We start from the raw sequence: 10,984 nt of genomic DNA, 5'->3' as shown, positions 1-10,984 counted from the left end.
AACAACAAACAACAAACAACAAACAACAAACAACAAACAACAAATAACAAATAACCAACAACAATCTGGAGATATTACTAATGCTACTGAAATCACTCGATCGAATAGGAGACTGGAATCCCCAGTTGTTGCGGGAAATCAAAGGGCACATGAAGCCCCGTAATGCCATAACTGTCATTACGGCTTCTTTATTCGTCCAAACCATTATTTGTCTGACTTTTTCTAGAAAAGATTGCGCTAATTATGATAAAAACGGTTGCATTGAATGGGATTGGAAGTTCGATTGGCTGAGTATATTCAGAAGTCTTGATTGGATATTTCCCTTAGCCCTATTTGCGATTAGTGTTTACCTTCTTGTTGCCAACATGGAGCAAGAAGAGCGTCGCGGTACGCTCAATTTTATTCGCTTAAGCCCCCAATCGAGCGAGAATATTTTATTGGGTAAAATTCTGGGAGTACCTCTATTAGTTTACCTGGGGATTTTACTGGCTTTACCTTTACATTTAGGTGCGGGAATTGCCGCAGGTATCCCTTTCAGTTGGACGATCGCATTTTATGCCCTAATGATTGCTGTCTGTGGGTTTCTCTACTGTGCGGTGCTGCTAAATGCGAGTTTAACTCAAGCCCCTTATCAAGCTGTGGCAAGTAGCTTTTTAGGTGCGTGGTTGGGTAGTTCATTTATCGGTTTGCTTGAGTTTCAATTAGATTGGGAAACACTCAGTTACAGGGAATTGGGTGATTTTTTCTGGTTTATTTTCCCTATTGGTAATAAGCTGATCTTGCTTAATCTTTGGCTTTTAATTACAATTAGTGTGGCTACTTATTGGCTATGGCAATCTGCTAATCGTCTATTCCCCAATCCAAATAAAACGCTCCTAAGTAAGCAACAGAGTTATTGGTTAGTTGGTAGCTTTGAGGTTTGGTTGCTGGGATTATTTTGGTGGCTACTTCAGGATAATGTGACTGGTAAAGATAGTTTTTTTGGTTACCTATTTGGAGTTTCGATTGTCACTCTTATCTTATTCTTGGGTGTGATTTATGCGATTTCACCCCAACGGCAAGATTTACTGGATTGGGCACGCTATGGGGAAGTAAAAAGTCACAATTCAAAATTCAAACTATTTAACGCTTCTTGGGTGGATTGGCTTGGGGGGAAAAGAAGTCCAGCGGTGGTTGCGATGGCATTTAATCTGGCTATCACTGGGGCAATCTGGTTACCTTGGGTTTTGCTATTCCCTGTGAGTGTTGAGGATAAAATTAAAGCAATTGCGGGTTTAATTTTGAGTGGAAACTTAATCTTCATTTACTCCATAATTGGGCAGTTAATGTTATTGGCAAAACGAGCTAAATCTTGGATTTGGGCAGCAAGTTTATTGAGTGTGGTAATTATCCTCCCTCTGTTGCTATTAGCACAGTCAGGGAATCGATTTTTCGGATTGTGGATGTTTTCTGTATTTGGCGCTTCTTGGTTTGTTTTGCCACAAGCGTCAGTAATTACTGTTTTCTTGAGTATCTTAAGTCAGTGGGCGGTAATGGTTGGTTTGAATTTCTATTTAACTCGACAGTTGCGGCTGGCTGGAGAGTCTGTATCGAAGGCAATGTTTGTTGGACATAAATCTTAACCTTGCAATTCAGTAGGGTGCGTTATTTGTAACGCACCCTACATAATCCTTCACTTTCGCGTATAACGATGCTTCACACCAACGGGAAAATACTCGGAATCTCCTGTTGGTTTGAGCGTGACTTGCGGTAACTGATATTCAACAGGAATATAATTAGCAAATTCGCTATTTAATCGCAAGAGTTGGGAAAGAATGGCAGTTGCGATGGCAGTTTGTTTTTCTTCACTCTCTTCTATCCCTGGTGCTAATTCTACTACAACTGACAAAAAGCTATTTTTATCTATATCTTCTTTAACCTGCAAGACGAATTTACCCGTTACCCAGTCTTGAATTGTCGGTTGCTCTAGCCCTACTGTCACATTTTCTGGGTAAATATTTGCGCCAAAGTAAGAAACTGTGAAATGGGAGCGCCCGAAGACATAGACAAAGGGTAAATTATGGACTCCTCTTGATAACTCTGCTCCTGGATTGAATCCCCATTCTGCTAAAAACTCTAGCATTTCATCATAACTAATTAACCCTCCGTTGTCGGAAATATGATACCGAATTAAAGGAATCCCATTGTCTCCAGAAAATAGCAACGTGCCATCATGAACTTCAAAAAAGCGACTCAATGGGTCATACTGAACTAATGTAGGTAATCGGGATTCTCCAAATAAGGTACGCGCCGCATCGGGATTTTCTGCCAGAAAGCGGCGAATAGAAATACTCAGAGGTGTTTCATTTCCTAATACACCTGCATCGGCTGTACCGTAAAGGGAAGCAGAATCGTAGCAAGGATTATTTGCACCCACTCTTGCCCCTACCAAACTGCGCCATTCTTCGCTAAATACTTCCCCAGCAAATACCATTTTTATATTATATTGTTGCCAGTTTATACCTTGGGCAATCCCGATATCAATTATATTTTTGATGAAAGGTGGATAGCCTAACAATACTACCTGCTCGAATAATTGACCTAATTCCTGCACTACTCTGAATATTTCCGTTTGGTTATTGCCAGGAGTAATAACTGTGAGGGGATATCCTTTGCTAGCGAGATGGCGACAGCAATTAGTCGTGTAGATCCCGCCCACCCAAGTTCCCAAAGTAAAACAGATTACCGCTAAAGTCTTCTTCGAGTCGGCTGCAAAACTATCATGAAATATCTGCTCAAAACGGGTAGCAATTTCTAACTCATCAGTGAAAAAACGAGGCCAAAAAGTAGGTTTTCCTGTGGAGCCAGAGGAAACGGCAATTATATCGCAAGTTTCTAATTTACCATCGCGGCATAACTCAGGGAGTGGGTAACGCCGCAGGTAGTTTTCCTTGGTGAGTAAGGGTAACTGTTGAAAATCTTCTAAAGTTTGAATTGTGGCGGGTTTAATACCATATTCTTTGAGAAACAATTGGTAAGCGGGAACCGTTGTTGCGACAGAATGAAATAACTCTAGGGTATTTACTTCTGGCGATATGCGATGCCATTTTTCTAGTCTCGCATTCAAAGGAGTAGTTAAAAAATCTTGAAATGCGGTAATCGATCTTTGATTTTGTTCCTCGTTCATTTTTTTTATGATTTACTTTATAATACTATGGCAATGATATCGCCAGTTGACTCCCCTCCCGTAATAATATTACTTACTTCTTCATTTCTCTTCCTTTGTATCTTTGTGGCTAAATTATCTTCGCTATATTATACTGACAGCGATTTAATCTCGCAAATAGGGAAACATCTGACACCCTCGAACGTCTACTAAAGTTACATCTTACTATTAATGTAATCTTCATAGCAGCTTCATAAACTCTGCTAGCCTAAAATCTTTACATGGTGTCTGTACCATGATAGATTGCCTATTAGCAAGCTAAAAATACGTTAGTATTATATCACTACCCAAGTAGTAAATTTTCCAAAAATAGGATAAAAATCTCCGGATCTAGGGGAAATGCCACAGAATATTATTATGAGTACAAAGGAAGATAACAGCTTATGGGAATAGATCTGGATAAATTCTATAAAGCTTGTAATCCCAGCAAACCCCTGATGGGCGATCGCGAGGATCGACAGTACTATATTGATTTTTCGGCAGTGCGGGGCAGCAAAATCATTGAGTCACTCAAACGCACGATCGCACGGATGTCACCGAATGAGCCAACTTGTCAGTTGTTTACGGGGCATATTGGCTGCGGCAAATCTACGGAATTGCTCCGACTGAAAGCCGAGTTAGAGCAAGAGGGATTTCATGTGGTTTATTTTGAATCTTCTCAAGATCTGGATATGGCAGATGTTGATATTACTGATATTTTACTCAGCATTGCTGGGAAGGTAAGTGAAAGTTTAGAAGGGATTCAGATTAAGCTAAAACCGGGTTATTTTGCCAATCTATTTACCGAAGTAGTTGATTTCTTGCAAACGCCAATTGATCTAAATGTTGAGGCAGAATTATCAGTTGGAATTGGTAAAATTACCGCAAAAACTAAAGAAAGTCCCATGCTGCGTCGGCGATTGCGGGAATATCTGGAACCCCGCACTAGTGGGATTTTAGACTCGATTAATCAGGAATTGCTAGAAAAAGCGATCGGGCAATTAAAGCGACGCGGTAAAGCTGGCTTAGTGGTGATTGTCGATAATTTGGATCGGGTGGATAATCGTACTCTTCCATCCGGGCGAACCCTGCCTGAATATTTATTTATCGATCGGGGGGATCAGTTACAAAAACTCAGGTGTCATATTGTCTATACTATTCCTCTAGGATTGACATTCTGTAATGATGTGGAAATCCTAAAAAATCGTTTAGGTGGTGGACTTCCTCCTAAAATATTGCCGATGGTACCAGTCAGACAGCGGAATGGTTCCGAATCTAAAGAAGGAATGGCTTTACTACGACAAATGGTGATGGTGAGAGCATTTCCTAATGATACTCCTGTGCGACAATTAGAGTTGATTAACGAGGTGTTTGATACCCCCGAAACCTTAGATCGTCTCTGTAGCATCAGTGGCGGACATCTCCGTAATTTGCTAGGCATATTATATGGTTGTTTGAGGCAAGAAGATCCGCCTATTTCTGGCGAAGTCTTGGAAAATGTGATTCGAGAAAGTCGGGATTACCTGACATCATCTTTGGATAATGATGAGTGGGAATTACTGTTTCAAGTAGTGCAAGAGCAAGGAGTAAAAGGGGATCTTGAATATACAACTCTCTTGCGGGGGATGTTTGTCTACGAATATCGGGATCGCCTGGGGAATTGGTTTGCCATTAATCCAGCTTTGGAAGAGACGCAGAAATTCCAATCATGGTTAAAGTTACAGGGTTAGTAGGAGGGGGAATTTTGTTTAACCACTAAGACACTAAGGAGGGAAAATGAAGAAGTAGGTAATCTTCTGGCGGGAGGGGAGTAATATTGAGTCGGTGCAAATTGTGTCAGCCCTACCTATAAAAAAACCAGGAAACAGCAGTTATGCTTAAAGTAACAAGACTACCGGAAGATGTTGAACGACATAATGAGCGCTCATTAAAAGCTCTGGATCGCGCCATTTCCCTTTCTCAAGGTGAGTTTTCTCTAGTATTGGTGCGCTGCAATTATAAACTGTTGCAAAAGCGCATATTACATCGCTTGAAAACTCTATCGAAAAACAGATATCAAATCCAAGAATTTGTATTACCAGAGTCGGTGAAAACGCTTTATACAACCCTTCAGGAATATGGGGGATTGGGGGGGCTTGGGGTAAATTCTGATTTTGCTGTGGTGATTTTGGGGCTAGAATCTGTCGTTTCTCTTGATGATTTGTTGACTTCAAGTAATCAAGTACGGGATGAGTTTCGCAAACGTTTGCCTTTTCCTCTTGTCTTGTGGGTAAACGATAGTGTTTTGCAAAAGTTGGTACAGTTAGCACCTGATTTTACTAGTTGGGGCGCACCGCCGATTAAGTTTGAAATATCTACAGAGGAGTTAGTTAATTTTCTGAAACAAAAGGTGAATTCTCTATTTAAAAATGTTTTGAATGGAGGTGATGTAAAATATGCGCCGTGGCGTGTTTGTACGCACCATTCTCATTTGAATCTTGCTACGGATTGCCAAACTAGGTTAGAATTAGATTCTGCGGTGCAGGATTTACAAAGTCGTGGAGAAGTTATTAACCCAGAGTTACAGGCTAGTTTAGAATTTGTTTTTGGTCAATATGACTATGGGACCGATTCTATCCCGAATGCTATATTCCGTTACAAAAAAAGTTTGCAATTTTGGCGCGGAACCAATAATTTAGAAAGGCAGGGAATTTTATTATTTTATCTCGGCTTATGTTATTGCCGTAATGCCGATTTGCATCGGGCGCAACGATATCGCCACTGGGAGGAAGCATGGCCTTATTTGTGCCAATCTGTGGAAGTTTTTACTCGGGCAAATCGTCAAGAATTGGTAGCTATATTTATTACCCAATTGGCTGAAGTTCTGCAACATTTAGGGGGGTGGGATACTTTAGAAATATGGGGGCAAAAGGCTCTAAGATTACATCAAATATATGGCTCTCCAGTACAACTGGCACAAGATTATGGCTTTATAGCTGAAGTAGCACTTTCTCAGTCGAGGTGGACAGATGCTAATCAACTAGCTCAAAAAGCCTTAAATTTATTGAATTCTCTGTCAGATTTAGGGAGTCATTACCAAGGATTACACCCATTTTTATTAACTCAAATATATCAATTATTTCTAGTTAAATCCTATCGGGAACTCGGTGATTCAGAAAAAGCGATCGCACAGTTAGAAATTGCCACTAGCCAATTGCCAGGAGCGATTGAATCCAGCGATAATCGTTACGAGCTGCAACGCTATCTTCATTTATTAGAAACTTTACATCATCTTTACTTCGAGCAAAGCCGATATTTAGAAGCATTTAGAATCAAGCAAGAACAACGGGCAGTTGAGCAATTATATGGTTTTCGAGCCTTCATTGGGGCAAGTCGTTTGCAACCTAGACTATTAGTAACTAATCCTACCATAACTCCTCTGGAACAACAAGAAATTGTCGCCCAAGAAATTGCGGCATCTGGGCGAAATAAAGATGTAAATCAATTAATCGAAAGGTTGAGTCGTACCGATTATAAACTGACAGTAATTCACGGTCCTTCTGGAGTAGGAAAAAGTTCCATTGTCTTGGCAGGATTAGTCCCGGCACTGACATACAAACCTTTAGGAGATCGCATTGTTTTGCCGATTGTATTACAAGTTTATACTGATTGGATTGGGGAACTAGTTAAATCATTGACACAGAGGGAAGTAGGAGAGGAGGGAAGCGGGATTAAAGTTATCCTGAATCAGTTAAAAGAAAACGGCGATCGCAATTTATTGACTGTTCTAATTTTTGACCAATTTGAAGAATTTTTTCTCGGTCATACAAATGGAGATCAAAAGCGATTATTTTATGAGTTATTGCGAAAATGTTTAAACTTAGCATTTGTCAAAGTTATTATTTCTATTCGTCAAGATTATTTACACCATTTACTAGAACTAGAAAAATTTAATATCGATATTATTGAAAACGGTATTCTCGATAAGAAAATTCGCTATCCATTAGGCAACTTTTTATTACCTAACGCTCGTGATGTAATTGAAAGCTTAACTGAACATGCCCATTTCTATTTAGAACCCGCCTTAATTGACCAATTAGTTCGGGATTTAGCAGGGGAACATAACTCCGTTCGTCCAATTGAGTTACAAATTGTCGGAGCGCAACTACAAGCAGAAAATATTACAAACTTGGCGATGTATCGGGAACGGGGTCCTGTGAAGAAACTTGCCGAGCGCTTTTTAGAAAAAGTGATTAAAGATTGCGGACCAGAAAACGAACAAGCGGCTTGGATTGTCTTGCATTTAATGACGGATGAAAATAATAACCGTCCCTTGAAAACTCGTGCAGAATTATCGATTGAGTCAGCAATTGAGACAAAATCATTAACTTTAATTTTAGAAATACTCGAAAAATCTGGATTGGTATTTCTCTTGCCAGAAGTTCCCACCAACAGATATCAATTAGTTCACGATTATCTCGTCGAATTTATCCGCCATAACAAACAACTGAATATTCAAGAAGAATTAGAAGAATTGCGCAAAAGAGACAAACTTAGTCAACAAGAAATTCAGCAACTTATCCGAGAAAAACAGCTACGCGCCCAACTTGCAGACGCAAATAAAAAGCAGGGAGAAGCGATAGATAAACAACGGAAAACGGAAGATAAACAACGGAAAACAGAAGATAAACTTAATCAAGTCTTACGGAAACGCTTGCGAGATGCTCGTTTACTGGGATTAATGCTAGCAACCCTTACTATCATTGCTGGAGGACTGGGATTTAGATCCGCCTTCAGCGAAAATAATGCTAATTTGATTGCCCTCAATGCCTCTTCAGAAGCTTTAGTCGCATCTAATCGACAGTTTGATGCCCTACCTAAAAGTTTATGGGCTAGTCGAGAATTGCGCAAGTCATTTGGAGTAAATTCAGAGACGAGAATGCGGATAATTACAGCTTTGCAACAGGTAGTTTATCAGGTAAGAGAACGGAACCGTTTGCGGGGACATGGAGATTGGGTTAGTAGCGTTACTTTCAGCCCCGATGGTCAACTTATTGCCTCAGCAAGTAAAGATAATACTATCAAAATATGGAGCAAAGATGGGGAATTTATTGAAAATTTACGAGATCATACCGCAGGAGTTTATTCCATCAGATTTAGTCCTGATGGGCAGATGTTAGCTTCCGCTTCTGAAGATGGAACAATTAAACTTTGGAATAGAAATGGTAAATCTTGGGGTATAAATAGCAAATCAAGTAAAACTTTAATAGGACATAGAGATCGCGTCCATAGTATCAGCTTTAGTCCAGATGGTCAAACTATTGCTTCTGGATCTGAAGATAAAACGGTGCGACTTTGGAGTAAAGATGGAAAACTTCTCAAAACTCTTACCGGGCATAAAAATTGGGTATTAGGCGTAAGTTTTAGTTCCGATGGTGAACTGATTGCTTCAGCGAGTGGAGATAAGACAATTAAAATATGGCGCAAAGATGGAACATTAATTAAAACTATAGATGCCCATACTCAGCCAGTTTTGGATGTAAATTTTAGCCCTAATGATAACATCATTGCTAGTGCGAGTGCAGATAATACTATCAAACTTTGGCGCACGGATGGAACATTAATTAAAACACTTAAAGGGCATAGTGATGCGGTAATTAGTGTTAGTTTTAGTCCCGATGGTAAAACCATTGCTAGTGGAAGTGCGGACAATACCATTAAACTTTGGACAACAGATGGTATGTTAATTGAAACTCTTCAAGGGCATGGCAGGATGGTGGAAGGAGTCAATTTTAGTCCCGATGGCAAAATTATTGCTAGTGCCAGCGCAGATAATACCATTAAACTTTGGCAAGCTAATGGGGGTATGATTAAACCTATTAAGGGACACAATCAACCAGTTAGTAGTGTAACTTTTTCTCCTAACGGTAAAACTATTGCTACGGCTAGTTGGGATAAAACTATTAAGCTTTGGCATGAAAATGGGGTTCTCCTCAAAACTATTCCAGCCCATAGTGATGCTGTTAGTAGTATAAATTTTTCTCCCGATGGTCAAATTATTGCTAGCGCTAGCTGGGATAAAACGATTAAACTTTGGGGCATAGATGGCACGTTGCTCAAAACATTAGAAGGGCATCAGGATAGAGTCAATAGTGTAAGTTTTAGTCCAAATGGTAAGCTTATTGTTTCTAGCAGTAGCGATAAAACAGTAAAACTATGGCACTCTGATGGTACATTATATAAAACATTATCAGGTCATAATGCTGAGGTTTGGGGTGCAATTTTTAGTCCCGATGGCAATACTATTGCTTCTGCATCTGAAGATAAAACTGTTAAACTTTGGAATAGCGATGGTCAGTTAATTAAACCATTACAAGGGCATAACGGTCCTGTCAATTGGGTAACTTTTAGTCCGGATGGCAAATTAATAGCTTCGGCTAGTAGTGATGGCACAGTTAATCTATGGCATAACAATGGCGATTTTATCAAAAGTTTAGAAGGGCATAATGGTTCAGTAAATTGGGTTACTTTTAGCCCGGATGGAGAGTTTATTGCCTCTGCTAGCGAAGATAAAACTGTGAATATCTGGACTCGTCGCCAGGGGCATTTAATCAATTCATTAAAAGGTCATACATCGGCAATCTTTGGCTTAAGTTTCAGTCCAGATGGCAAATTCTTAGCATCAGCAAGTGAGGATAAAACCGTGATTGTCTGGAGCTTTGATTTAGATGATTTATTACAGCGAGGTTGTGGTTGGTTACAGGATTATTTAGAAAATAATCTGGAATCTCAGAGTATTAGTGAAGCAACTCCTCAAGAGTTTCACACTTTTTGTAATGGGGTTATGGGGAGGTAACGAATTTCATCATTCGTAGAACAGGCATCTTGCCTGTGACAGAATATATGCTAGATTAATACCTGTTCTATACTTTTCACGATCTTACTCCATCAACAGTGACATGGATCGATTCTCCGATTATTGAAGTATTCTTGACCATTTTTCACTCCAACCTGCTGCTTCTCTACTTCAATTGTTGCGCTTCCCAGCAACACTATTATCAAATTGACATGACTATTTAAGTGATAAAACATTGCCCCTAATCGTCGAGTCGCCACCGCAAGTTGATTGTCAACCTGTATCAACTCTGTATAATCCTGCCTGTCTTGAACAATCTGCCTCAAATTGAGATATTCATTATATTCATCAATCAATTTGAACAGGTTATTCCCTTCATTTTCCAGCATATAGATAATGTGTTCATCCCACAATAAGCGATGGGGATACATTTGATAAATGCTGGTTTTGAGCCTTTTACCATCAACCAGGCTAAGTGATTGACTTTTTAATCGATTAATTGAACTTCTTTCTAGACAGTTAATTTCATTAAAAATAATTTTATCAGCCTTGCGTAATTGTATAAAAATACTGTCGATTTCCATAGTTAGGGAAGATAACAAGATATTCTCTTCTATGGGTTTCATTTGTTGGTTAGTGAAGCACATGGGATTTCGTCTCAAAACAACTCTTTGCCAAAACTATGTCAACTGAAGGATGAAGTGTACCAGAGAATCTCATCCCGTTTTCTGCGATTAATGTCACATTACACTTCATCCTTCCCCCATCTCCTGCTTTCCGGCTGTAGGACAGCTCGATAAAAGTAATACAAGTAATACGTTTGTATGACGCTATTTTGTATCTTATTGCAAGATCCTGGGTATCGGCAACAAAATTGATCGATCTTTATTAAGTCTTCAAATACTTTAGGGCTTACGGAGATTTATCCGTAAATTCCCCTTCAAAAAGCAGGAGGGGCAGGGGGC

General features: G+C 39.6%; 5 protein-coding genes. 3 read left to right on the top strand and 2 right to left on the bottom strand.

The window, feature by feature from the left end; genetic code table 11:
- Positions 1-80: 80 nt before the first annotated feature.
- Positions 81-1,622, top strand: coding sequence for an ABC transporter permease (locus NJ959_RS18495; RefSeq protein WP_254013212.1), 1,542 nt, complete (start codon positions 81-83; stop codon positions 1,620-1,622).
- A 50-nt stretch (positions 1,623-1,672) separates the two neighbouring features.
- On the opposite strand, the gene NJ959_RS18490 is transcribed toward NJ959_RS18495, so the two are convergent.
- Positions 1,673-3,166 carry a phenylacetate--CoA ligase family protein gene (locus tag NJ959_RS18490; RefSeq protein WP_254013211.1) on the bottom strand — a complete coding sequence of 498 codons (1,494 nt, stop codon included), beginning with the start codon at positions 3,164-3,166 and terminating at the stop codon, positions 1,673-1,675.
- A 422-nt stretch (positions 3,167-3,588) separates the two neighbouring features.
- On the opposite strand from NJ959_RS18490, the gene NJ959_RS18485 reads away from it, so the two are divergent.
- Both NJ959_RS18485 and NJ959_RS18480 read left to right on the top strand, forming a co-directional pair.
- A complete protein-coding gene (locus NJ959_RS18485; protein WP_254013210.1) occupies positions 3,589-4,914 on the top strand; it encodes a P-loop NTPase fold protein in 1,326 nt (441 codons plus the stop codon).
- A gap of 143 nt (positions 4,915-5,057) precedes the next feature.
- Entirely contained in the window at positions 5,058-10,019 is a 4,962-nt protein-coding gene (locus NJ959_RS18480; protein WP_254013209.1) for a WD40 domain-containing protein, read from the top strand.
- Positions 10,020-10,111: 92 nt separating this feature from the next.
- On the opposite strand, the gene NJ959_RS18475 is transcribed toward NJ959_RS18480, so the two are convergent.
- Positions 10,112-10,666 (bottom strand): hypothetical protein, encoded by a 555-nt coding sequence (locus NJ959_RS18475; protein WP_254013208.1) that lies wholly within the window; start codon positions 10,664-10,666, stop codon positions 10,112-10,114.
- Positions 10,667-10,984 lie beyond the last annotated feature (318 nt).

Source organism: Limnofasciculus baicalensis BBK-W-15, assembly GCF_024178385.1.
In the GTDB taxonomy this organism is placed as follows: Bacteria; Cyanobacteriota; Cyanobacteriia; order Cyanobacteriales; family Coleofasciculaceae; genus Limnofasciculus; species Limnofasciculus baicalensis.
Note: the sequence above shows the minus strand (reverse complement) of the source record. Positions and strands in the feature narration are given on the sequence as shown.

Coding starts and splice junctions, on each gene's coding strand:
- NJ959_RS18495 (WP_254013212.1), top strand. CDS start 81: ATGCTACTGAAATCACTCGATCGAATAGGAGACTGGAATCCCCAGTTG.
- NJ959_RS18490 (WP_254013211.1), bottom strand. CDS start 3,166: ATGAACGAGGAACAAAATCAAAGATCGATTACCGCATTTCAAGATTTT.
- NJ959_RS18485 (WP_254013210.1), top strand. CDS start 3,589: ATGGGAATAGATCTGGATAAATTCTATAAAGCTTGTAATCCCAGCAAA.
- NJ959_RS18480 (WP_254013209.1), top strand. CDS start 5,058: ATGCTTAAAGTAACAAGACTACCGGAAGATGTTGAACGACATAATGAG.
- NJ959_RS18475 (WP_254013208.1), bottom strand. CDS start 10,666: ATGTGCTTCACTAACCAACAAATGAAACCCATAGAAGAGAATATCTTG.